Below are 24341 nucleotides of genomic sequence, written 5' to 3' on the forward strand. Positions count from 1 at the left end.
TTTTAACATTTTGATTATCGGTTTTATTGTATTGGTTTTTAATAAATTTTCTATTTATAATTAGAAATTCTATCCAATGAAAATTATTCAAATAGTCATAAAGTCAGTGTTTGTATCCTTGCTTTTTTTGCTGTTGTCGTGTACTAACATTAAGCCTGTCGTAAATGTTTCAGGAGAGCTTAAACAATGGCATGAGGTAACCTTAGTTATTGATGGTCCTGAAACATCCGAATTAGCTAGTGAAAATCCATTTCTCAACTATCGTTTACAAGCTACTTTTACTAAGGGGCATAATTCATATACAGTACCTGGTTTTTTTGCTGCCGATGGTGACGCAGGAAATACATCTGCCGAAAAAGGTCATAAGTGGAAGGTGATATTTCGACCAAGTGAAGTCGGTGAATGGACTTATTCTATTTCCTTTCGTAAAGGAATTGAAATCGCTATTAAAAGTGATGAGGAAGGAACTGCAGTTAGTCCTTGTGATAGGGAAAAAGGAAGTTTCTTTGTTACAGAATCAGATAAACACGGTAGAGATTTTAAGGCGCATGGTAGAATTATAAATGGTGGAAAAGGTTATTTTAAATATGCAGGAAACAATGAACTATTTATAAAAAATGGAACCAATAGTCCAGAAAATTTCTTGGGATATTATGAGTTTGATCAAACACATCGTTTTATAAATAAAACATTAAGGGATGGTGAGGATAATGCTGATTCTACGCTTCATCATTATAATCCACATCAAAACGATTGGCAGATAGGTGACCCTACATGGGCCGATGGAAAAGGGAAGAATATTATAGGAGCAATTAATTATTTGTCTGCCGTAGGAGTCAATTCTATGTATTTTTTGACTTTAAACATAAATGGAGATGGAAAGGATGTATGGCCTTATACCAGTTATGAAGAAAGGTATCGTTTCGACTGTTCTAAACTAGATCAATGGGCTGTTGTGTTTGATCATATGGAAAATAAAGGCGTAATGGCTCATTTAATTCTACAAGAAACAGAAAATGAATGTTTACTTGATGGTGGTGATACTGGAATTCAACGCAAAATTTATTTAAGAGAATTAACCGCAAGGTTTGGTCATTATCTTGGATTAGCATGGAACTTAGGCGAAGAAAATGGTGCAGCAGATTGGTCTCCAATTGCTCAAGATGACAAACAGCGCAAAGATATGGCCAATTATATTAAGAAGATAAATCCATTTTCACCCATTGTCCTATTGCATACTCATTCCCACATATATGAGCAGGATTTGCATGTTAATCCTATTTTAGGGTTTAATAATCTTGATGGAATTTCAATGCAAATAGATCCTCCTTCAGCAGTTAATACTCGGGTAGATACCTTTATTCGTCGCTCAATAAAAGCTAATAAACGTTGGATTGTAACAATGGATGAGTTAGGACCACATTGGAAAGGGGTTATGCCCGATTCTTTCGATCTTAAACACGATACGGTAAGGCACCAAGCATTATGGGGAACACTCTTGGCGGGTGGAGCTGGTGTGGAATGGTATTTTGGTTGGAAATATCCTGAAGCTGATTTGTCTATGAACAATTTTAGAAGCAGACATAATATGTGGCTTCAATCAACAATTGCTACTGATTTTATAAAAAAATATCCATTAGAGGATATGTATGCTTGTAATAGTATGCTGTCGTCAAAGGGAGAAGCATATTGTTTGTGTCATCGTGAAAATAAGTTTATTCTAGGATACTTACCCTATGCATACAATGCGAATAAAGTAAAGTTGGTGGAAGGTGATTATCAGGTAAAATGGTTTAATCCTTTTACTGGAGGAAATATGGTAAAAGGAAATATTACAGATATAAAAGGGGGTGGTATGAGAAATATAGGATTTCCACCAAAAGCGGATAATCAAGATTGGCTTGTTGTAATTGAAAAGAACTAATAGGAATGAATATTTTATAGGTGAAATAAGAAGTCTATGGATTTGAATGAGAAAAATAAATTGTCAGTAGTAGAATTGGAGAATGAGCTAAGAAGTATTTTAACTTTTTGGGCTGATAATACAATTGATTTATCGCAAGGTGGATTTATTGGAGAACTAGATAATAAGGGGAATATACATACCGAGGTAGAGAAGGGAGTTGTGCTGAATGCTCGTTTGTTATGGACATTTTCGGCTGCATATAATTTTTTAAAAGAACCGACTTATTTAACACTGGCTGATAGGGCGTATTCTTATTTAATCGATCATTTTTGGGATGATGCTAATGGAGGTTTATTTTGGTCGGTTAGTGCTGATAGTTCTGCAAATAATACTCGAAAACAGGCTTATGCTCAGGGTTTTGGTATATATGGATTCTCGGAATATTACAAAGCTTCAGGGGAGAAAGAAAGTTTAGATTATGCCATTAAGCTTTTTCATTTGATTGAAGTTAATTTTAAGGATAATAAATATGGTGGTTACATTGAAGCTTTGGCAGAAAAATGGGAACCCTTAGATGATATGCGTTTAAGTGAAAAAGATGCTAATGAACCTAAGTCAATGAATACTCATCTGCATATTATTGAACCTTATACCAACTTGTATCGGGTTTGGCCCGATATTCAATTGAAAGCAAGTATTCATGATTTAATTGAGATTTTTCAGGATAAAATTATAGATAAGGAAACTTCTCACTTTAACTTATTCTTTGATGTGGATTGGACCGTGAAATCTGAAATTGTTTCATATGGACATGATATAGAAGGAGCTTGGTTGTTGAACGAAGCAGCTCATTTTATTCACGATAAAGAATTAATGCTGCAAATGAAAGAGCTGTCTTTAAAAATGGTTGATGCAACTATGTTAGAGGGTTTTGATATCGATGGAAGCCTTTTTTATGAGTTAGAAAAAGGTTATTTAGATACAGATAAACATTGGTGGCCCCAAGCTGAAGCATTAATTGGTCTTTTAGATGCCTATAAAAATTCATCAGAGAGTAAATATTTGGACGCTGCACTTAAGGTTTGGCAGTTTATTAAAAATCATATTAAGGATGAAGAAAATGGAGAATGGTTCTGGAAGGTTGATCAAAATGGTGTCCCTGATCTTGAACAGCCAAAAGTCGGTTTTTGGAAGTGTCCATATCACAATTCAAGAGCCATGATGGAAGCTATTACCCGACTAAATGCTATTTGAATATGATGAAAATCAACAAAAAAATCAGAATGAAACATATTATAAGTAAAATAGTAACAGGGATTTTATTTATGGTGTTCTTAAGCGTATTCTCTTGCAGGTCAGGATCCGAGCATGAACAATATAGGGGATTTAAAACAGAAGGAAACCGATTGTTAGATGCCAATGGAAATGAGTTTGTTTTGAGGGGTGTAAATATTCCTTTTGCCTGGTATTTAAATGAATCTTATGACGCACTTGATGACGTAGCTCATAGTGGTGTGAATTGTGTACGTATTGTTTGGGAAAGTAGTTTGCCAGTACAAGGACTTGATCAAATTTTACAAAAATGCATTGACTTAAAGATGATTCCAATGGTTGAATTACATGATGCGACTGGAGATACAACTGACACAAAGTTATATCAGATGGCAGAATATTTTGTCAGTAACGAAATGAAAGCTATTATTCGTAAATATGAGCAGTATTTATTAATCAATATGGCTAATGAATGGGGAAGTAATGGACTTAGTGCTGAATATTGGAGAGATGCCTATAAAAAATGTATAGCATTATTACGTGAAGAAGGAATTAAATCGGTAATAACTATTGATGCTCCGGGTTGGGGACAGGATAGTGAGCCTGTTTTGCTATACGGTCGAGAATTAATTGAAGAAGATCCTCTACACAATCTTCTATTTTCTATTCATATGTATGGTTCATGGAATGATGAAGCAAAAATTAAAATTGATTTGCAGTCGGCTGTTAGAAAAACGTTGCCAATTATTGTAGGTGAGTTTGGTTACAACTATAAGCTTGGTCAAAATAATTTATCATGTAAAGTGAATCATAAACAAATACTACAGACCTGTTCAGATTTAAATATAGGATATCTAGCATGGTCATGGACAGGCAATAATGAAGAGAATAAATGGCTCAATTTGGTTGAACCTGATGATTGGAAGACATTAACGAATTGGGGTAAAGAGATTTTTAATTCTCCTTTAGGTATAAAAGCAACAGCTAAGTCTGCTAGTGTTTTTAAAAATTAATTAATAGAATAATTGGTTTCATTAAGTTTATATATTCACGAGTGTTTTGTTTTTAATACTCTAATATTGACGCTAATTTAAATAGATTAAAATGAAGAATATTTCGATTGTAATTACTTTAATTCTTTTACTTTTTTGTACGGCATGTGCAAAAAATGAAGATGAACAAAAGCCGGCACCTGAATTTAAATTAAGCATTCCAGAAAATAATGCTATAGATGTTAGTCTTTCTTCAAGTATTGAAGTTGTTTTTAATGAAGAGATATCACTTGTATCAAATCATGGAATAACAATAAATCATGATCCCGTAAATGTGGAAGCTACATCTAATAAATTGGTTTTTGCAGCCGACTTAAAAAGCAATACAATATACACTATAATTATTCTCAAAGGAGCTGTTATTAATGCTTTTGATGTGCCTTTGGATAAGAATGTTACAATAACATTTACAACAGAGGAAGTTATTGATGACAATAGTAATATTGATAATTTATCTATGGAATTTATATCCGATATGGGAGCAGGCTGGAATCTTGGGAATACATTGGATACAAAAGATGCTGACGAAACAGCATGGGGAAATCCTAAAGCAAGCAAAGAATTAATTGATGCTATTCGTGCCAAAGGTTTTAAGACCTTAAGAATACCGACCACCTGGCAATATCATATGGGAGCAGCTCCAGATTATATTATTGAAGAGGCTTGGTTAGATCGTGTAGAGGAAATTGTTAATTATGGTTTGGATAATGAGATGTATGTTATTGTTAATATCCATCATGATGAAGAATGGCTGATTCCAACCTATGCTGAAGTGGATCGTACAAAAGAACAATTAGGTAAAGTATGGACTCAAATTGCCAATAGGTTTAAATCATATGATAATCATTTAATATTTGAAACATTAAATGAAACACGCCTAAAAGGTTCAGCCGAAGAGTGGAATGGTGGTACTTCAGAAGGTCGCGATTGTATTAATAAATTTCATAAAGTAGCAGTGGAAGCTATTAGAACAACAGGTGAAATGAATGCAGATCGATACATTATGGTTTCACCTTATGCAGCATCTACAACCTCGCATGCCTTAAATGATTTGGTATTACCTTCGTCAAGTCATCTTATTGTCTCTGTACATAGTTATTCTCCTTATAAATTTAGTTTGGCAGAAACGGATTACACTACAACATGGGGTACAGAACAAGAAAAACAAAGTTTGGATTCTGAATTTGATAAACTTGTTGCTAAATTTATTTCAAAAGGAATTCCAGTTGTTATGGGAGAGTGGGGAAGTCTAAATCATGACAATTTGCAGAATAGAATAAGTCACGCAAAATATTATGCCAAAGCTTGTATTGAACGTGGTATATGTCCTATTTGGTGGGATAATGGAAATACGGAGGAATTTGGCATTATAAATAGAAATAATTACCAATGGGTATTTCCAGAAATTGCAGATGCAATTGTAGGTGAATAGCTTGGGTGATATTTGTTAATGATTGATAATGTGAGTCTAATAATTGTAGGAATCAATAGAATTAAAATGATTAGTCAGTTTTTGAAAACTTTTGTATTGATATTTATAGTCCATTTTCAGTCAGATTTTGATAGATTCTAATTTTGTGTAAGGAGAATTTTTTTTCACCTTAGCATTCTTTTAAACTAAAGTTTTTGGGAAAATTTTATTTTTGGACAGTTCTCATAACTCAAATTCATAAAATAAATTATCTTTGCAGCGGCAAACCGTTCTATCGCTGTTTCGCAAGAAAGAGAGGAAAGTCCGGGCAAGGCAGAGTACCATGCTTCTTAACTGGAAGATAGGTGAAAGCTTATAGTAGTGGAGCAGAAAATAACCGCCTTAGTTTTTCGAAATTAGGGTAAGGGTGAAAAGGTGAGGTAAGAGCTCACCAGTGCTTATGGTGACATAGGTAGCTGTGTGCCTCATGGCTTGCAAGATCAAGTATACCGACAGCTGTAGATCTTACTCGATCGATGTCGGGGGGTAGGTTGCTTGAAACATAGGGTGACTTATGTTCTAGATAAATGATAGGAGTTCCTTTCGAGGAGAACAGGACCCGGCTTATAGGTTTGCCATCTTTTTAACACTATTGATTCTTAATTTAGAATTAAAAAAGGATATAAGTAAATGAATAAAAATGATCTCTATATTTGAGATCATTTTTTTTATGAAAGAGCATTGTTAAGAATACATGTTTCTTTTAAATGAAAACAACAACAAGCTCGTTGATATGCTTATATCGGAGGGTTTGAATAAAAATTAATAACAAATGAAGATAGTTATTCCAACAAAGGATAATCAAGTTGATTCGCATTTCGGACATTGCGAGCATTTTTCGATTGCTGAAATATCAGCAGACAATAAAATTAGTAGCATTGAACTAATGCCATCTCCAGAAGGATGTGGTTGCAAATCGAATATTGCCAATCAGCTTGCAGATATGGGAGTTACCGTAATGCTTGCAGGAAATATGGGACAGGGTGCTGTCAACAAAATTTCTCAAGCAGGTATTCAAGTATTCCGTGGTTGCTCTGGTGACGTGCGTGAACTTGTTGAAGCTTTTCTTGCAGAAAAAGTTAAAGATTCGGGTATGACATGTGCAGGTCATGGCGAGTCTGGTGACCATGTTTGCGAACACTAAATAAAAATTTAGAGATAAGTTAAGAGGAAGAAATTTAATGTAATTTCTTCCTCTTTTCATGTCTAAGAATATCCAATCAAATGAATTTCATTTTTTGGACTATCAATTCGATAAGCAAAAAAGCAAGTGTAAGTATTAAGAACAGCTTCCAAAAAGACTTGCCGTCTTCTTGTTCTGTCACCATGGTTTTTATACTAGTAGTATTTATGTCGAATACCTTATAATTAAGATTATTAGTCTTTAAAAGATCATGAATTTCTCCCGAAGAGTAGAAGTCCAAATTAGATTCTTGTCGATCGTAATTAAAAGAAATGGCGGATAGAATTTGTTGTGATTGACTGATGAAATAATTGCCTGCTTTTTTAATCTGACCATGAGTGTTTAATAATAAGCCTTTGTCGAAATGGGTAATTTGTTCAGGAATTAGATCAATACCTAAAGCTTTGTTTTCGATATGGAATATAGCTTTCTCAGAATTTTGACTTAAGCCATTTGCAAGGGCGTATTCCTCCGAGTTTAGATTAAAATAGAGAGGCGAGTGGCTCTTATTATTCAAAGCTATATTGATTAAACTTGGTACGAAAAGAGGGTGTTTAATCGCATTGGTCCATTTAGAATCGAAAATAAATGTTGAAATGTAGAGTTTGCCTTCGCCTATGCTAGTTTGTGAAAATAGGTTCTCTCCCGACTTGCTTTTCCAAAGGGGAATACTGATTCGATTTTTAGATTCGCTCAACTTAAAATGGCGAAATATAAGCGGGAAACGTGCATCATCTTTTAATTTGTCGAACACTTCCTTATAGATTTCTGCATTGAGTTCTATACTAGCTACTCTTTTGCTTAGGCTATCGATTTGCATAAACTGTTCAGACCCCAGTTCATTTAAAAGCTCATTATTAGAATCATTGTTTTCCTCATTGGGAATGATTAGAACTCGTCCGCCTTGGTTTATGTAATGCGATATATTTTGTCTGAATCCACTTTGCATATCAGTAAGTCGATTCAATATGATAAATTTTGTTTTGCTGATATTCTCTTGGTGAAATTGTGATTTACTTAAATTCTTTAGTTTGAAGTATTGTTCGTCAGAGAAAAGGTGATTAATGTAGGTGTTTTCCTTTTCTTGATTAACGCATATAAGCTCAATGCTTTTTTGTATCTGAAAGGAAAAGTAGAGTTTGTTGTCGTAAGTGATAGGGTAATCGCTAATTTCAATTCGACCTGAGTAAATACCGCTTTTATGGTTTTTAAAGCGAAGACTTAGTTCTTTTCTTTCTTGAGCATTTATATCGAAATTGGAAACTGTTTTTAAACTATCGTTAATGTAAAGTTTGATTGGAATCTTACGAAAGCTTTTGTCTGATGAATTATGGATAGTTACTTTTAGTTCTTCGGTTTGGTTTATCTTATGAGCAGACTTATCAAACCAACAAGAGTCCACGTATAAGTTATTTCTACTTTGGATAGGTAAAGGTATTAGGCTAACATTTAGGCTGCTATCCTGAGGCGTTTTGTCAAAATCAGCTTGATATTTTTGAAAGTCAGAGAAGAGATAAATTTTGTTGTTTACTGACGATTCACTTCGTGATGATTCCTGTATAATTTGTGAAAATAGCTTGCTTGCCGATGTTGGTTGTATTTCCTGTATTCTCGAAATAGCTCTCTCTTTATTTAAAAAGGGAAGCTTTCCTCTTTTAGTATTGTCGAGGATTTTAATTTTAGTGTTATTCGAAAGGGAATTAACAAGCTCTATGGCTTTTGCTTTAGCTATTTCTATGGCAATTCCGTTTTCAGTTTCTGCATTCATGCTAAAGGAATTATCCACATAAATGTGAGCCACATGCTTCTGTTTATCACTTGAAGATAATGTGTTGTTAGTGGGGATGTAGGGTTGAGCAAATGCAATAATTAAACAAGCAAGAGCTAATAGACGAGTCAGAAGTAACAGCCAGCTTTTAATTTTAGATCTATTCTTATTTTCAGCCGTTATATCCTTTAGGTATTTCAGGTTAGAGAAATAAATAGGTTTGAATCGCTTAAAATTGAATAAATGAATAATAATAGGAATAATCAAACTAATGAGTCCCCAGAGTATATTTGGATTTTGGAATTGTAAAGGCATATAAAAACGCGTAAATATTATGTTTTTAGAATTTGGCACTCAACTTTAGGTTCAATTTACGAGCCGTTAGGTAATTGGGTATAGCATATTGATTTCCTTTAATATCGTTGATCCAAAGATAGGAAACCGTATTGTTAAAATCGAATAAATTGAATATTTCAAGACCAATCCACATCGACTTAAAATACTTAAGTAATCCTTTATTTTGGACTTTTTTTGCATACATAAGTTCCTTAGAAAAGCCTAGGTCAGCGCGTTTGTAATCTGGCATATTAAAACTTTGCCCTTGCTTGCCTTGCTTTGGAACCCATACCGGTAAACCACCTGCATATATTAGCGTTAAGTGCATTTTGTAGGACGAATTTCCTGGCATATAATCTTGCAGATACATCGATACATTAAAGCGTTGATCACTTGGACGAGAAATATAACCCTTGTTATCGCCCAAAATATCTTCACTGGTTTTCATTAGAGATAAGCTAATCCACGATTCATTTTCAGGCACATATTCCCAATTTAAACGAAACTCAAGTCCTGCTGCATAAGCTTTAGCTTTCTGATCGCCGTAGTATCTTAAACGAACATTCTCTATGTCGTAAGGCGTTACCGATTTCATATTTTTGTAATAAAGCTCGGTTGACAAACGAAAATCTCGTTCTTTAATTTTAAACAAGTACTCGTGCCCAAAGGTATAATGCCACGATTTTTGGATGTTAGGTTTATCGCTAATCTGTCCTTCAATAGTCAAACATTCTCTATACGATGGCATTTGTTGGTAGTTGCCAATGGCCAGTCGGAATTTCATATTTCGTTTTCCATTGGGAATATAGTTCAATGAGAATCGTGGAGAAACGAAGTCGTCTCTTGTGTACGACCAATAATGGTATCGGAGACCAGCAGTCAACTGAAAATCACCCAGCAGATTGTTGAAAGAGTAGTTTCCTTGTGAATAGGCACTCAAATGTGTTCCATTCATGCGATTAAGAGCCTGACGAGAATAGGCAAGACCCGAATCTGAAGATGAAACCGAATAACCAGCGGAATCTTGATATTGCCACTCATTTATTCTATCGTCAATATTCTCGTGTAAGGCTTTAATTCCCCACTGCATGTGCAGTTTACCAAGTTTATGATCTGCCTTTAGTTTAATGCTGTTCACATCTCGTTCAAGCTCGTTGTTGGCATGATCGAGAGAGGTGCCAATGCCTAAATATTCCAGCGATTCACTTTTATCACCACCTTGGCTCACAAATAAGTCTTGCAAGTAGTATTGAGCTTGAATATCGAATCTCTCTGTTTCAGTAGTTGCATATCTGTTGGCAATGAGCTGGAATAAGTTGTTGCTATTAGGTTGGTATTTCAATGTAAGAGCTTCCATATCGGAGTAATATTCGTCTTTTTCCTGACCATCGAAATACATTTTTAATTGTAGGGCATCGCTAACGGTTCCAAAATTACTTTCTCTATCCTCAGGTTTAAAAGCGTATTTGTTTTTGCTCATATTAGCCCATAAGTGCATGCTCCACTTCTGATTAAAAGAATAATTCACTAAAGCCTGAAAATCTTTGTAGTTGGGTTCATAATCACCTTTTTCGTCAAGGGAGGCTAGTAAGTAACGTGTCGTTTTGTAACGAAATCCCGCAAGGTAGGAGAGTTTTCCATTTTTGCTAGCATTGGCAATATGTGCACTCGTTCCTAATAAACTTAAATCGGCTGAAGCTTCAAATTGGCTAGGTGTTTTATATTTAATATCCAGAACAGAGGAGAGCTTGTCGCCATATTTAGCATCGAAACCACCTGCTGAGAATAGAACCGATGAAACCAAATCAGGATTGATAACACTAAGTCCCTCTTGTTGGCTAGATCGAATAAGATTTGGACGATAAACTTCAATATCATTAATATAAACTAGGTTTTCGTCGAAGTTACCACCTCTCACATTGTATTGTGAGCTGAGTTCGTTATTAGAACTTACACCTGGCAGTGTTTTTAATAAATTCTCGATGCTTTCGCCACCCACTGAAGCAATCTTATCAATTTCTTTGGTTTGAAGGTAAATGCCTTTGTTCTGTAATTGTAATTGAGCGGCTACATCAACTTCATTAAGACGTTGTGTTTTTTCTTTAAGTATCGGATTGTAGATAAGTGTTTGTTCATTCTCGAGCGTAAAGTTTTTCTCAAGAGTCTGATACGAAATATGGGTGAACAGGAGTTTAAATGGTTTGCTAGCTTCATAATAAATCTCATAGTTACCTGTTTGGTCCGATGTGGTAGTCTGTGAATTTATCGTATTAATAATATGTACACCACTTATAATTTGTCCTTTTTCATTCTTAATCTGACCCTTTAGACTAGCCTTGTTTTGGGCATTTATCTTTGGGCATACGATAATGAGAATAAGTGTAAAATAGAAGAAAACGATTTTCTGCATTCCAATTGAGCTAGGTGAGTTTATAGGTGTGGCTAAGATACAATAGATCCTTTTAATTATGATTGGAGTTCAAAAATTTATTGATTAAGTGTTTTAAAAATTCTATTTGCGATTGTTTTTAGTGTGTAATTATTTGATTTTGAATTATTAAGCTGGCTTAAGATTGAATATGTAAACACGGATTAAATCGTTAGTGAAACCAATAAAAATTCTGATTGCTAAGATGAACATGGTGGATTAAGTAAATTATTGTTAAACTAATACATCTTTGAATCTCAATCAAAAATTCAGCATAAATTGATTTATAAGAAGAAGTTGGTGAGCGTATGCAACAAATAGGTATTGTAAAGTATGTTTTCTTTTATTTTTGGAATTTGCTTTTTTTTTGATCAAAAGGCTTGTCCTTGTTGGAAAATAGGACCTTAAGTTCTTATTTTAGTTGATTTTGGATTTTTACTCATTTGAAAAAAAATAAAGAGATGTTATGAAAAATTAATTAACAGTAAATTTTAAGACTATTTTTTTTTAATAAAATGGGATGATAGTATCTGTTGGATAAAGCATAATATTAGAACAAATTTACTGTTAAACTGCTCGGAGCTTGTTATAACTAGGCTTTGTTGATTTTTTTAAAAGTTATCAATTGTTCTGAAAATATTATGAATAGATGTTTGTTTTGTGGAAAAAAATAGCAAAATTGTAGTCACCAAAAAGACAAAATAATAACCCTAATAAATAACAAACCTTATAAATGTTTATTTTATGACCACTAAAACAAAAATGACAGCAGCAGATTACATGGAAAAAGAGTCGAATTTTGGAGCTCACAATTATCACCCACTTCCAGTCGTATTAGAAAGAGGAGAAGGTGTATATGTATGGGATACTGATGGGAAAAAATATTTCGATTTTCTTTCAGCATATTCTGCTGTTAATCAAGGGCACTGTCATCCAAAAATTATTGGAGCCATGATGAAACAAGCACAAAAGTTAACCCTAACTTCTCGTGCATTTTATAGTGAAAATCTAGGACGATATGAAGAATACGTAACTAAGTATTTCGGATACGATAAAGTATTACCAATGAACACAGGTGCTGAGGCTGATGAAACAGCTCTTAAGCTTGTTCGTCGTTGGGGGTACGATGTAAAAGGTATTCCTGATAATCAAGCTAAGATTGTTGTGTGTGATGGTAACTTCCACGGACGTACGATCACTATTATATCAATGTCTACTGATCCAGACGCATATAAAGGATTCGGTCCATTCACACCAGGTTTTGTTGTAATTCCTTACAACGATGTTGATGCCTTGGCAAAAGAGTTGAAAGATCCTAATGTTTGTGCATTCCTAGTAGAACCTATTCAAGGTGAAGCCGGTGTTTATGTACCAGAAAATGGTTTCTTGAAGAAAGCTTTCGATTTATGTAAGAAAAATAACGTTTTATTTGTAGCTGATGAGGTTCAAACTGGTATTGCTCGAACAGGTAAATTATTAGCTTGCGATCACGAAGGGGTCCGTCCAGATGTATTGATTCTTGGGAAAGCAATTTCAGGTGGTGTTATTCCCGTATCTGCAGTGTTAGCCGATGATGAAATCATGCTTTGTATTAAGCCCGGTGAGCACGGGTCTACTTTTGGTGGTAACCCAGTTGCTTGTGAGGTTGCAATAGCTGCTCTTAATGTTGTTAAAGATGAGAAATTAGCCGAGAATTCTAAGGCTATGGGGCAGATTTTCCGTGACGAATTATCAGCCATTAAATCTGATATGATTGAACTCGTACGTGGCAAAGGTCTTCTTAATGCTATTATTATTAAGCCTAAAGATGGTAAAACGGCTTGGGATGTGTGTGTACGTCTTCGCGACAATGGTTTATTAGCTAAGCCAACTCACGAACATATCATTCGTTTTGCACCTCCATTGGTTATTAACGAAACTCAAATTCGAGAAGCAATTGCTATTATTAAGAAAACTATGGCAGAATTCGAATAGTCAAGGAATTTTTAGATCATATATGAAAGGGATAGCTTGTAAGAGTTATCCCTTTTTTTCTTGTTAGAGGTTCTATATAAATGTGAAGTCGTAGGGGAAGTGATGAGCTTCGTTTTGAAAGAATAATGGAATTTAGAACTCTAGGATAAAGAAATAGACCTTTGTGTTTTTTTTGTATCACATAAAAAAGTTGGGTCTAAGATAAAATTATGCAACACTTCATTTTTTATGTCTGTGGTCATTGTTGCTAATTTTTCATCCTTGCTTTCAAGAAGGACTGTCTGTAGAAATAAGTTTTAAGTTGATTTTTCTCTTTTTGTCCTAACGGAAGTTCTCATACTTTTCCTTGATGAAAAGTATCAAAAATCAATGACTCCGGCACTCAGCGACCCATCACGGCTCAAAGGTTAAACTACCGAACGAAGTGAGATAATGAACACACTTTTAATATAATTAGTGAATAAACTAAACTCGTTCGTACCTCACTCAAACAGCATTCTGTTTTTAAAACCTTTTTCACCTATGGGTACCCACTTGCGTTGCCGAGGTCCCAAATAAAATTATTTTATCGAATTTATCATATTTTTGGGTGGGCTTTGTCAGGCTGGAGTGAGAAGTGCTACTGTTGCTCCTATATAGTGCAAGCAAGGATCAGGTTGATTTGATTTTTGATTCGCGAACCAAACACATAAAAATACTCTTTTGCCCTACGTGGAAGCTTATTTTTTTATTTAAGAAAAGGGACTACTACCATTTAGTGGAAATACGTTAATTACGATATGTATTTGTTGAAATAACTCATACTCGTCATCCTGATCCCAATAACTAAAGAAAAATTCCACAATCTTAATCATATCTTATCAAAACATTTTGATCGTGTTGTGTTAGGCAGAAACCAGTAAATGGCCTCAGAAGGCGATGGGTAAGAATACAAAGGAATCATTAGTAAAACAGGGAAGCTCAGAGGAACGAGGAGATCACCCAGTTGCACTTATGATATCTGAAGTATTTACCCTGAGTCTTATGGAGACTTGATCTTTTGTTTCTTTTGGATTAAGCCAAAAGAAAAATAAAAAAAATATAAATTAGTTTTTACGAGATATTGTAGAAGATTGAAACGCGTTAAATATTGCAGCGTTTAAAGAATTTACTTAAATCTCAACCTAATATTAACTATGATATTGAAAGGTCATCTACTAAAATGGTAGTAGAACCTAAGAAAAAAGTAAGGTCCGCCTTAGAAAGATAAACTTAAAGTATTAATAAAAGCCTAAAAATATACTTAGTGCATTAAAACCCAATTTTTGAACCTGATCCATAACAACACTTCAATAAAAACTGATTGATTAACAAAACAATATTCTGTTTAGACTCAGTCTTCATTTATACCCAGAAATTGTATGTGATCCCAACTTTTGTCACTGATCCGTTACGAACCCCAAGGTGCTTTGGCACTAGAATATGGTGAATAAAAAAAGGATCAATACTTTCGTATTAATCCTTTTTGTGCGGATGAAGGGACTCGAACCCCCACGCCTTTCAGCACTAGATCCTAAGTCTAGCGCGGCTACCAATTACGCCACATCCGCATTTTCTCTTGATTGCGGTGCAAAGATGGTTTGTTTTTCCATAAGTTGCAAGCTTTTCATGAATAAAAAGTAAAGAAATATCAATGTTTATTGATGGTGTAGGAGGAAAGTGTTGGATTTCAATTGTTAAGGTAGACTTAAATAATTAAAAATTATGATTTAAGAATTATGAATGAAGAACAGTATCAATTATCACATGGTTTTCATTATTGAAATTTGTGTAAATTAATCTAATTTGTGGCTCTTTATTTTTTTTTTGAAATTGAGACGGTCAGGATTTCATACGCCGACAGATTTTTAGAATAAAAAAAAGGATCAACACTTTCGTATTGTGTTTTGAGTGCGTCAGTCGGGATTACTCACTCGTTCCACGTTCACAAGTGTTGGATTTCAATTGTTAAGGCAGACTTAAATAATTATAAATTATGATTTAAGAATTATGAATGAAGACAAGTATCAATTATCACATGGTTTTCATTAATGAAATTTGTGGCTCTTTATTTTTATTTTAACTGAGACGGTCAGAACTTCATACACCGACAGATTTTTAGAATAAAAAAAAGGATCAACACTTTCGTATTGATCCTTTTTGTGCGGATGAAGGGACTCGAACCCCCACGCCTTTCAGCACTAGATCCTAAGTCTAGCGCGGCTACCAATTACGCCACATCCGCATTTTCTCTTGATTGCGATGCAAAGATGGTGTGTTTTTAGATAAGCTCCAAATGTTTTTAGAAAATAAATTCTAATTCTCCCAATGTTTATAGGCTTTGTAGAGGTAAGTGCTTGTAGCGTAGTGATTAATGAATAAAACTTTTTTTGATAAATTATTTAAGGATATCGAAGAGTTTAATCTACTATGAACAGGCTTTTATTAGTCTAAAAGGAGAGGTTCTAAGCTAACCATCTGAATTCTATGTTTATCGAACTTAATAAAGATGGTGATTGCTGTTATATTTGTTAGTGAAGTGCTCATATAAATTTAGGTCGATGGGGAATCAAAACGCTTAGCAATTCATCTTAATAACTACATTCTCGTAATTTATAATTCTAAATACGTAATTATTCTCTCCTTTAACCTTTCACACCTTTCTACTTTAACCTTTATCCTTTGTTACCCTTTTATCCTTGAATAAACTCCATTACGAAAACGCCAAAACACTCATGCTTATCGTAGGAATGACCAACAATCTGCTTCTTGTCGTTTAAAATACCTTCCCAAGTATCTAGATGATACTCTATCTCAATTTCAGAATCTAATATCTCAACTGCAGTACCCATTATTTCAAGTTTGTTCTCCTTAAAAGTACCTTTGAACTCTTGCTGTACACGAAATGGGGTTTCGTCTTCAATTCTCTCTGTGTAAACTAGTACACCTTTAATGTTTTCACCTTCTTGCGTAAGTTCTGCAAAACCTTCATCTTTTCCAAAACCAAAGTCTTCTGTAAATGACCATCGACCACTAATAGAGTTCATATCTTATATTTTTATCATTCTTATTTTATGCTGCAAATCTATAAAAAAAAGAATCAGTTTATAAATATCTGTCTAATTGCCTTCGTTTTTACGATCTATCGTATATTTGTAGATTCATTTTGAATAAGAAATGATATTTCAAATAAAAGAGCACCTTTAAACAGGATTTGTTTTAAAAAATGTGTTTTAAATTTATTAGCTAGATAAAGATGATCAATCAATCAACTATATGTGCCATTTCTACAGCTGCAGGACATGGTGCCATTGCAATTATCCGACTTTCGGGAGAGCAAGCCTTAAAAATTTGTGACCAAGTATTTCAAGCCAAAAGTAAGAAGCTTTTAAGCGATCAGAAAGCCAATACCGTTCATTTTGGTGACTTAATGGATGGGAAAGAGCTTGTGGATGAAGTTTTGGTGAGTGTTTTTAAAGCACCTCATTCCTACACAGGAGAGAATAGTGCTGAGATTGCTTGTCATGGAGCACCCTATATACAGCAACGAATTTTACAGGTTTTACTAAAAGCGGGGGCTCGAATGGCTAAGCCTGGGGAATATACCCAACGTGCCTTTTTAAATGGTAAAATGGACCTTTCTCAAGCTGAAGCGGTAGCCGATTTGATAGCATCCAGTTCGGCATCGGCGCACAAGGTTGCTCTACAACAAATGCGTGGCGGATTCTCCAGCGAGATTGCTAATTTAAGAGGCCGTTTGCTGCATTTCATTTCTATGATTGAGTTGGAACTCGATTTTGGCGAAGAGGATGTAGAGTTTGCCGATAGAACACAATTACAGGCTTTAGTCACTGAAATTGAGACAGCAATTAATAAATTGGTTAACTCATTTGAGCTTGGTAATGCCATAAAAAATGGAGTGCCTGTTGCTATTGTTGGAAATACCAATGTGGGCAAATCGACACTTTTAAATGCCCTACTGAAGGAAGAAAAAGCGATTGTTTCAGATATTGAAGGAACAACACGCGATGTGATTGAGGATACAATTAATTTAGGAGGAGTGACCTTCCGTTTTATCGATACTGCTGGAATTCGTACCACTCTTGATAAGATTGAGAATATGGGTATTGAGCGCACATTCCAAAAAATGCGTCAAGCCCAAATTGTGATGCTTCTTATAGATGCCAATTGCCCAATTGATATGCTAAATGAATCTATTGCAAAAGTTAATGAAACCATAGACAGAGGTCATCAGAAGTTGATTGTTTGCTTGAACAAAGTTGATTTGTGTAAGGATGCCAATGCGATTGCTGAGCAATTGGTTGGGATGGGAGCAGACGATAAACTGATGTTTATTTCAGCAAAAGAACAAACCAATACCGATGAGCTAACTACCGAGTTATTGAAGGTGGTGAATATGGATACCCTCAACGAACAAGATGTGATTGTAACCAATGCTCGCCATTTTGAAGCCTTAAATTCTGCTCTTGGAAGTATTACACGCGTGAATGATGGATTAGTAAACATGATTCCAACCGATTTCCTTGCTCAGGATATTCGTGAATGCCTTCATTTCCTTGGTGAGATTACTGGTGATATATCATCAGATGAGGTTTTGGGGAACATCTTCAAAAACTTTTGCATTGGCAAATAGTTTGCACCTTTCAAAACATCTAATAAACCCCTTAATATGAGCTATTAAGGGGTTTGTTTTTGTTATCCTTTGTCTATTGTTTTTCTTCACTTTTTTTTACTATTCCGTGGTGTATTTGTTGTCCCAAAATGAAGGTGGAAAAATTTTGGCAGTTACTGACAATATATGTCAGTTATAGAAACCAATGGCAGTTAATACATGAATATAACTCCCATTTGTTCTTTAAAAAGTGCAGTGGATGGCACTATTGACTCCTTGATTGGTGATAAATATAAAACATTCACTTAAAAGTGCATTAAAATGCCTAATTGGAGGTTGTTTTGTGAAATATTGCTATATTTACACAAAAAAGAGTATTATAATGCACTATCAGAACTTAATAGAAACCATAAAAGAACGTCGCCATGCTATGAAGGTGACTCAGGAAATATTAGCTGAAATTTCAGGGGTAGGACTTCGTACCTTAAAGCAATTCGAGAGTGGAAAAGGAAATCCTACGCTTGCCACCCTCGAGAAATTGGCAGATGCCTTAGGTTTGGAAATTACTTTACAGATTAAGAAAAGACTTGAATAATGAGACGCGCTCGAATTTTATACAAGGATGAAGAGGCTGGAATCTTAACACAATACGATGATGGAACTTTTGGTTTTCTTTATCATGACTTGTGGTTGGAGAATAATGCCAAACCTGCCATTAGTTTGACATTGCCTAAACAGCAGAAGGCATATCAATCTGCTTATTTGTTTGCTTTTTTCTATAATATGCTACCCGAAGGAGCTAATAAACAAATCTTATGCAGTTCAAAAAGAATTGATAAGAAAGATGATTTTGGCTTGTTATTGGCATCTGCGGCAGTAGATACAATAGGAGCCGTAAAAGTGATTAAAATGAATTGATAAGTTTATGAGCTTACCTGATATAAAATATTGTCCAGGAACACTGGCTAAAGGCTTTGATACCTATAGTACAACCTGTTTAAAAAGACTTTTTAATGGGAAAAAGGTATTTCATGTTTTGCCCTATGATTCTCCAGATAGTCATACGGATTCTGATATTTTGTTTGATGAGAGTCGAAAGCATATCTCAATTTCTGGTGTGCAGGAAAAATATTCTGTGATACTCGAGAAAAATAAACTTCGCTTGACAAAAGAGGGAGAGAGAGGAACTTATATTTTAAAGCCTGCACCTTCTTATGGAAATCGAGCTGGTCAAATGCCCGCTAATGAACATTTGACCATGCAAATTGCTCGACAGGTGTATGGAATTGAGACTGCTGAAAATGCTCTGATATTCTTTCAGAATGGAGATCCAACATATATTACAAAAAGGTTTGATGTCAAAGAAGATGGCAGTAAATGGGCTCAGGAAGACTTTGCATCACTAGCAGAAAAAACGCCTCAAACCCATGGGGAACAATACAAATACACAGGAAATTACCTTGATTTATTTGTCTTGATGAAAAAATACGTACCTGCTTATCAAATTGAAGCACTAAAACTGTTTAAAATTTTGATATTCAACTATGTTTTTTCGAATGGTGATGCTCACCTTAAGAATTTCTCATTGTTGGAAACGCCAATGGGCGATTTTCGATTGAGTCCTGCCTATGACTTATTTAATAGTAGAATTCATATTGAGGATAGTGATTTTGCCCTAGAGGATGGACTATTGCCTAGAAATCTTGCTCAAGGAACAATGGGGAAGCAATTTTTTACGCTTGCAGAAAAAGCTGAATTAAATGAAAAACAGATTATAAAAATAGTTGAATCATTTAGAGGTAATTGTGAAAGGGTAGAACAATTAATACAGGCTTCTTTTTTAAATGAAAAGACAAAAAGGAACTATCAGCAATCTTATCATTCAAAATTGAAAAGGATTTTCAAGTAGAGAATCATATGTATAGTAAATACTTCTTAAACGGTTCAAATTTATATGAATAATTTCAGTTGTTAATTAGTCAGATTCATTATTATCTTTAGATTTGTTGTCTGTTTAATGAATCATAAACTTACGACCTGTGAAATACACATTAGCATTTTTACTTATCCTACTGTCTTTCTGCTCAAAAGCTCAATATTGGCTGCCAAAATCTATTGGAGAACTTGTAACTCACACATATTATACCCTTAGCTACAACGAAGAAAATGAGCAAGCAAATTGGGTTGCTTATAAACTTACTCGTGAAATGATACAGGGCGTAGCAGTTCGAAAAAATAAATTTAAAGAAGATCCTGACGTGGAAACTGGTTCTGCAAAATTAGTTGACTATAAAGGATCAGGATACGATCGAGGGCATCTTTGTCCAGCAGCAGCTATGAAAATTAATGCAAAGGCAATGAGCGAAAGCTTCTATATGAGTAATATGTCACCTCAAGTTCCTGGTTTTAATCGCGGGAAATGGAAAAGTTTGGAAGCCAAGGTTCGGAAACTTACAGTCGAAAATGATTCACTATATGTCATATCTGGTCCTGTTTTTAAAAACAACAAAGGTGAAATTGGACCCGATCATGTAACGATTCCAGGTTATTACTTCAAAGTGATTTATTTTCCTCGACAAAAGAAAACGCTATCATATTTAATGCCCAATCGGAAAATTGAAAAAAACATTGATGCTTTTGTTGTTCCTTTAGATAGCATTGAACGCATTTCTCACATCCATTTTAATCATTTATTTTAGCCTAATAGATGAATGTCTAAAATATGATTTAGAACATGTTCTTAATGAATATAAAGGATCATAAAAGATGTGCTATTTGATTTTATAATATGTAAAAACAAGAGAGTCAGACAGTCATGTTTGGCTCTTTTTTATTGCTACAGTTTTTATGGGTTTGCCATAATTGTCAACTTTCATGAAGAGAATCCTAATGTAAATCTAAAGGCTTAATAAATGAAACTCCCATGATTAATCATGGGAGTTTTGCTTTTATAATGGTTATAAGTGATAAACGTTAATAATATTCCTTTATGTAAGCATAAGCCCGATCAAAAAGTATTTGATCTTTAATTTTGTATTTAGCCCATAGAATTTTTCTGAGTTCTTTTTGTACTTCACGTTCACCCTGAATTGATTTTTGCCAGCCAGGGAAACGAACTACTCTAACAATTGCATCGATATCCGTTACAATCCGTTCAACAACGGCAGGCGTTTGTTCATTTTTAATTTCTAAGAATAATTCAGTAAGAGCTGCTTTAGGTGACTTTTCTTGAATTTCTAACTCTAATTCTTTTTCTGCCTGAACAGTAGCTTTAGCTATTTTACAAAGTTCTTTGATAAAGTCGATTGAACTAATTAAACCTTGTTCAGCTTTATCTCTAAGTTCTTCCAGACGCTCGCTTAATGATTTAAACTTAGGATTATCAGCATGCTTTTTGAATCGCTGAATAAGAATCTTTTCAAGTTTCTTAATGTTTTTAGGATCTGGATTATTGAAAATATCTTCTACCACATCAGCATCAAGAATGTATTCTTCAAGATGGTGTACATCACCCACATGAATGTTTTCATGAATCAATTTAGTAGTTTGTGCTCCTAATGCAAACCATAGTAATTTACCTGTTGAATCTGCAGGTGGACGAACCGATTCATAAACTTGAGCTAACCATTTGTAATCCTGTTGAAAAAGATCTAGAATTCTATCGGGGGATAATGATTCCCATAGTTTTGATAGGTATTTAAAATCTTTTGCGAATGCATCTTTTTTCTCATCGGTATTTATAGCTTCTTGAGCTTTCTCCAGACCTTCAAAACCATCAATGGTTCTATCAACACCATTGAAATGACATAATGTATCCCTCATAGCCTCTGGTAATTTATCTCTTAGTTCTGAAAGGTTAGAGATAACTTTGGCAATCGATTTTTCATCAAATTCAAGAGCTTTTGCAGTATCATCAAAGACACCAAAATAATCGACAATTCTGCCAAATGATTTGTTAGGATACAGACGGTTGGTGCGGCAGATGGCCTGTAATAAAGTATGATCTTTTATTGATTTATCAAGATACATGGTTTGAAGAATAGGAGCATCAAAACCAGTAAGTAACTTGGCTGTTACGATAATGAATTTTAAATCGGATTGAGCGTCATTAAATTCATCGACAATTTTTTCCTGAGTAGATTTATCAATAGCCCACTTTTGTTTGAATTCTAACTCATCATTAGCGGAAGTTGAGATAACTACCTTACTTGCTTCGGTCGGGAAATAATTATCCAACTCTTCTTTGTATAGTACACAAGCTAAACGATCGGGAGTCACAATCATTCCTTTAAAACCGCTAGGCTCCACTTTTTCTTTGAAGTGAGTTGCAATGTCTTTCACAATTTTAGCAATACGTTCAGGAGATTTAAGAAAGGCTGACATTTTAGCCGATTTTTTATTCAAGGCATCTGCTTCATCATCTGTTAAGGCAGTTTCTTCTTTAAAATCTTCGAATAATTTATCAATTGTTTCTTTATCTACGTGCACATCAACCAAACGAGGCTCAAAATGTAGTGGGAGCGTAGCCTTATCTCGAAGAGAATCTTGAAAAGTATATCGAGACATATAACCTCCTTTATCTTCTTCTGCACCAAATGCCCAAAATGTGTTTTTATCAGCTTTGTTTACTGGTGTGCCTGTTAAACCAAATAGAAATGCATTTGGCAATGCGGCTCGCATTTGTCGGCCCAAATCTCCTTCCTGAGTTCTATGTGCTTCATCAACTAGAACAATGATGTTGTCTCTCGTGTTCATATTAGGTTTAGCATCCCTAAACTTATGAATCATGGAGATAATAATTTTTCTGGTATCTCTTTCTAGTAACCTTTGTAAATCACTAATACTATCGGTGGTTTCTACATTAGGAATATCAGCAGCATTAAAGGTGCCTGATATTTGAGTATCAAGATCAGTTCTATCCACTAATACAATAACCGTAGGACTTTTAAGTTTGGTGTTTCTTCTTAGTTTTTGAGCGGCAAATACCATTAATAAAGATTTACCAGAACCCTGAAAGTGCCAGATTAATCCTTTTTTAATATGTCCTTCTACGACACGAGATACAAGTTTGTTGGCTCCTTCGTATTGCTGAAATCTAGGGATTACCTTACTGCGATGTTTCTTTTTGTTGGTGGTGAAAAGTGAAAAATTTAGTAGAATGTCTAATAATCGTTTTGGATTTAGAAGATGCGACAATTCATTCCCCACTTCTCCTAATCCAAGAGATTTTGCAAGTTCATTATCATCATTTTCCAAGCGCCAAGGAGACCAAAATTCTAAAGGACAGCGAAGAGCTCCGTAAAAGAATTCTTTTCCTTCTGTAGCAAAAGATAAAATATTGGGAACAAATAATTGAGGAATTGTATTTTCATAAATATCATGTACCTCATGTGCTCCATCTAACCAGCTAACCGATGGTCGGATAGGTGTTTTTGCCTCACCTACAACAACAGGAATACCATTAATAAACAGGACTACATCGGGAATTTTGGTTTCACGATGATGTAATCGGAATTGGTTAGTGACTATGTATTTATTATTAGAAACGTCTTCAAAATCGATTAAGCGAATAGGAACATGTCGATTATTCTCTCCAAATGGCATGGTTTTATCACCACACATCCATTTAAAAAACTCCTCGTTGGCCTTTACCAAACCGACTTGATTAACTGCAATAAGAATTGCTCTTAATTTATAAATGACTTCAGCGGCTAATTCAGGTTTTGCAGATATTTCTGGATTTAAACGAACCAAAGCTTCTTTAAGTTCTGCCTCTAACAGGACTTCATTTAAGCCTCTTTGCAATTCGTTTGCAGCAATATATTGCCAACCCTTACTATATTCAGTTTTGGGTTCTGCAAGATGTTCTTTAATATTTAAATTAACACCTGTAAGTTTATCAATGATAAAATGCTCTACGCTGTTTAGTTCGTTGAATGCCATTTCTAAATCTGATTAAATCTGTTAATTATCTTTTTATTAAATTATTTTAGAAGTATACTTCGGGCTTCCAAAGAATATTCCTTAATCTTTTCTAAATCTTTTAATTCAGAATAGTGATCCAATAAATCATCGGTTTTGGGATAACCTTTTTTCCAAATATTGTTAATATTAACAGCAGTAAAGTTATCTTCAAAGTTACATACACATATTCTTTTCCTTGTGTCGTCAATGGCAACAAAATCAATTCTAGTTTTTTTGTTTTGAGAAGCTATTTTCTCATTAGTACAAGTATCTTCAGTCATTGTATTTTATATTAATAGTTATATAAATAAACGTTTTAACAAACCAAAGTTTAGC

16 protein-coding genes, 2 tRNA genes and 1 other RNA gene are annotated in these 24341 nt (G+C 34.4%); 12 read left to right on the forward strand and 7 right to left on the reverse strand.

The genetic code is table 11. The annotated features are described in order from the left end of the window. The first annotated feature begins 76 nt into the window (after positions 1–76). From EMN46_RS03760 to EMN46_RS03785, 6 genes are all read left to right on the forward strand, one after another. Positions 77–1924 carry a DUF5060 domain-containing protein gene (locus EMN46_RS03760; RefSeq protein WP_154199335.1) on the forward strand — a complete coding sequence of 616 codons (1848 nt, stop codon included), beginning with the start codon at positions 77–79 and terminating at the stop codon, positions 1922–1924. A gap of 36 nt (positions 1925–1960) precedes the next feature. Next, complete coding sequence (locus EMN46_RS03765; protein ID WP_154199336.1) at positions 1961–3160, forward strand: AGE family epimerase/isomerase; 1200 nt, start codon at positions 1961–1963, stop codon at positions 3158–3160. Between the two features lie 29 nt (positions 3161–3189). Next, positions 3190–4191, forward strand: coding sequence for a cellulase family glycosylhydrolase (locus EMN46_RS03770; RefSeq protein ID WP_195715176.1), 1002 nt, complete (start codon positions 3190–3192; stop codon positions 4189–4191). A 91-nt stretch (positions 4192–4282) separates the two neighbouring features. Beyond that, on the forward strand, positions 4283–5662 hold the full coding sequence (locus EMN46_RS03775) for a cellulase family glycosylhydrolase (RefSeq protein WP_154199338.1): 1380 nt from the start codon (positions 4283–4285) through the stop codon (positions 5660–5662). A gap of 258 nt (positions 5663–5920) precedes the next feature. After that, positions 5921–6284: RNase P RNA component class A (gene rnpB / locus EMN46_RS03780), an RNA gene on the forward strand. Between the two features lie 189 nt (positions 6285–6473). Then, entirely contained in the window at positions 6474–6845 is a 372-nt protein-coding gene (locus EMN46_RS03785; protein WP_154199339.1) for a NifB/NifX family molybdenum-iron cluster-binding protein, read from the forward strand. Positions 6846–6921: 76 nt separating this feature from the next. On the opposite strand, the gene EMN46_RS03790 is transcribed toward EMN46_RS03785, so the two are convergent. Next, positions 6922–8967 carry a BatA domain-containing protein gene (locus tag EMN46_RS03790; protein ID WP_154199340.1) on the reverse strand — a complete coding sequence of 682 codons (2046 nt, stop codon included), beginning with the start codon at positions 8965–8967 and terminating at the stop codon, positions 6922–6924. Positions 8968–8992: 25 nt separating this feature from the next. Beyond that, positions 8993–11398, reverse strand: a complete 2406-nt coding sequence (locus EMN46_RS03795; protein WP_154199341.1) for a carboxypeptidase-like regulatory domain-containing protein — start codon at positions 11396–11398, stop codon at positions 8993–8995. 762 nt (positions 11399–12160) lie between these two features. Here EMN46_RS03795 and rocD point away from each other — a divergent pair. Then, positions 12161–13390: an ornithine--oxo-acid transaminase gene (gene rocD / locus EMN46_RS03800; RefSeq protein WP_195715177.1), complete on the forward strand. Its 1230-nt coding sequence runs from the start codon at positions 12161–12163 to the stop codon at positions 13388–13390. A 1507-nt stretch (positions 13391–14897) separates the two neighbouring features. On the opposite strand, the gene EMN46_RS03805 is transcribed toward rocD, so the two are convergent. The 3 genes from EMN46_RS03805 to EMN46_RS03815 all read right to left on the reverse strand — a co-directional run bounded on the left by EMN46_RS03805 (position 14898) and on the right by EMN46_RS03815 (position 16455). After that, positions 14898–14979 (reverse strand) — tRNA-Leu (locus EMN46_RS03805). 592 nt (positions 14980–15571) lie between these two features. Next, positions 15572–15653: transfer RNA gene (locus EMN46_RS03810), tRNA-Leu, on the reverse strand. 448 nt (positions 15654–16101) lie between these two features. Then, entirely contained in the window at positions 16102–16455 is a 354-nt protein-coding gene (locus tag EMN46_RS03815) for a hypothetical protein (protein WP_154199342.1), read from the reverse strand. Between the two features lie 209 nt (positions 16456–16664). Between EMN46_RS03815 and mnmE the strand changes: the two genes are divergently transcribed. The 5 genes from mnmE to EMN46_RS03840 all read left to right on the forward strand — a co-directional run bounded on the left by mnmE (position 16665) and on the right by EMN46_RS03840 (position 20740). After that, positions 16665–18062, forward strand: a complete 1398-nt coding sequence (mnmE, locus tag EMN46_RS03820; RefSeq protein WP_154199343.1) for a tRNA uridine-5-carboxymethylaminomethyl(34) synthesis GTPase MnmE — start codon at positions 16665–16667, stop codon at positions 18060–18062. Between the two features lie 361 nt (positions 18063–18423). Next, complete coding sequence (locus EMN46_RS03825) at positions 18424–18636, forward strand: helix-turn-helix domain-containing protein (RefSeq protein ID WP_154199344.1); 213 nt, start codon at positions 18424–18426, stop codon at positions 18634–18636. After that, positions 18636–18959 carry a HipA N-terminal domain-containing protein gene (locus EMN46_RS03830; RefSeq protein ID WP_154199345.1) on the forward strand — a complete coding sequence of 108 codons (324 nt, stop codon included), beginning with the start codon at positions 18636–18638 and terminating at the stop codon, positions 18957–18959. Before EMN46_RS03825 ends, EMN46_RS03830 begins: the two co-directional genes overlap by 1 nt. 7 nt (positions 18960–18966) lie before the next feature. Continuing rightward, a complete protein-coding gene (locus EMN46_RS03835; RefSeq protein ID WP_154199346.1) occupies positions 18967–19950 on the forward strand; it encodes a HipA domain-containing protein in 984 nt (327 codons plus the stop codon). A gap of 130 nt (positions 19951–20080) precedes the next feature. Then, a complete protein-coding gene (locus EMN46_RS03840) occupies positions 20081–20740 on the forward strand; it encodes a DNA/RNA non-specific endonuclease (protein ID WP_154199347.1) in 660 nt (219 codons plus the stop codon). A gap of 274 nt (positions 20741–21014) precedes the next feature. On the opposite strand, the gene EMN46_RS03845 is transcribed toward EMN46_RS03840, so the two are convergent. Continuing rightward, complete coding sequence (locus EMN46_RS03845) at positions 21015–23984, reverse strand: type I restriction endonuclease subunit R (RefSeq protein WP_154199348.1); 2970 nt, start codon at positions 23982–23984, stop codon at positions 21015–21017. A 41-nt stretch (positions 23985–24025) separates the two neighbouring features. Then, a complete protein-coding gene (locus tag EMN46_RS03850; RefSeq protein WP_154199349.1) occupies positions 24026–24286 on the reverse strand; it encodes a hypothetical protein in 261 nt (86 codons plus the stop codon). Positions 24287–24341 lie beyond the last annotated feature (55 nt).

The sequence above is a fragment of the Ancylomarina sp. 16SWW S1-10-2 genome, from assembly GCF_009669305.1.
Lineage (GTDB): Bacteria > Bacteroidota > Bacteroidia > Bacteroidales > Marinifilaceae > Ancylomarina.

What these genes read in the sequence shown, in the direction of transcription:
- EMN46_RS03760 (WP_154199335.1), top strand. Translation starts at nt 77, where the DNA reads ATGAAAATTATTCAAATAGTCATAAAGTCAGTGTTTGTATCCTTGCTT.
- EMN46_RS03765 (WP_154199336.1), top strand. Translation starts at nt 1,961, where the DNA reads ATGGATTTGAATGAGAAAAATAAATTGTCAGTAGTAGAATTGGAGAAT.
- EMN46_RS03770 (WP_195715176.1), top strand. Translation starts at nt 3,190, where the DNA reads ATGAAACATATTATAAGTAAAATAGTAACAGGGATTTTATTTATGGTG.
- EMN46_RS03775 (WP_154199338.1), top strand. Translation starts at nt 4,283, where the DNA reads ATGAAGAATATTTCGATTGTAATTACTTTAATTCTTTTACTTTTTTGT.
- EMN46_RS03785 (WP_154199339.1), top strand. Translation starts at nt 6,474, where the DNA reads ATGAAGATAGTTATTCCAACAAAGGATAATCAAGTTGATTCGCATTTC.
- EMN46_RS03790 (WP_154199340.1), bottom strand. Translation starts at nt 8,967, where the DNA reads ATGCCTTTACAATTCCAAAATCCAAATATACTCTGGGGACTCATTAGT.
- EMN46_RS03795 (WP_154199341.1), bottom strand. Translation starts at nt 11,398, where the DNA reads ATGCAGAAAATCGTTTTCTTCTATTTTACACTTATTCTCATTATCGTA.
- rocD (WP_195715177.1), top strand. Translation starts at nt 12,161, where the DNA reads ATGACCACTAAAACAAAAATGACAGCAGCAGATTACATGGAAAAAGAG.
- EMN46_RS03815 (WP_154199342.1), bottom strand. Translation starts at nt 16,455, where the DNA reads ATGAACTCTATTAGTGGTCGATGGTCATTTACAGAAGACTTTGGTTTT.
- mnmE (WP_154199343.1), top strand. Translation starts at nt 16,665, where the DNA reads ATGATCAATCAATCAACTATATGTGCCATTTCTACAGCTGCAGGACAT.
- EMN46_RS03825 (WP_154199344.1), top strand. Translation starts at nt 18,424, where the DNA reads ATGCACTATCAGAACTTAATAGAAACCATAAAAGAACGTCGCCATGCT.
- EMN46_RS03830 (WP_154199345.1), top strand. Translation starts at nt 18,636, where the DNA reads ATGAGACGCGCTCGAATTTTATACAAGGATGAAGAGGCTGGAATCTTA.
- EMN46_RS03835 (WP_154199346.1), top strand. Translation starts at nt 18,967, where the DNA reads ATGAGCTTACCTGATATAAAATATTGTCCAGGAACACTGGCTAAAGGC.
- EMN46_RS03845 (WP_154199348.1), bottom strand. Translation starts at nt 23,984, where the DNA reads ATGGCATTCAACGAACTAAACAGCGTAGAGCATTTTATCATTGATAAA.
- EMN46_RS03850 (WP_154199349.1), bottom strand. Translation starts at nt 24,286, where the DNA reads ATGACTGAAGATACTTGTACTAATGAGAAAATAGCTTCTCAAAACAAA.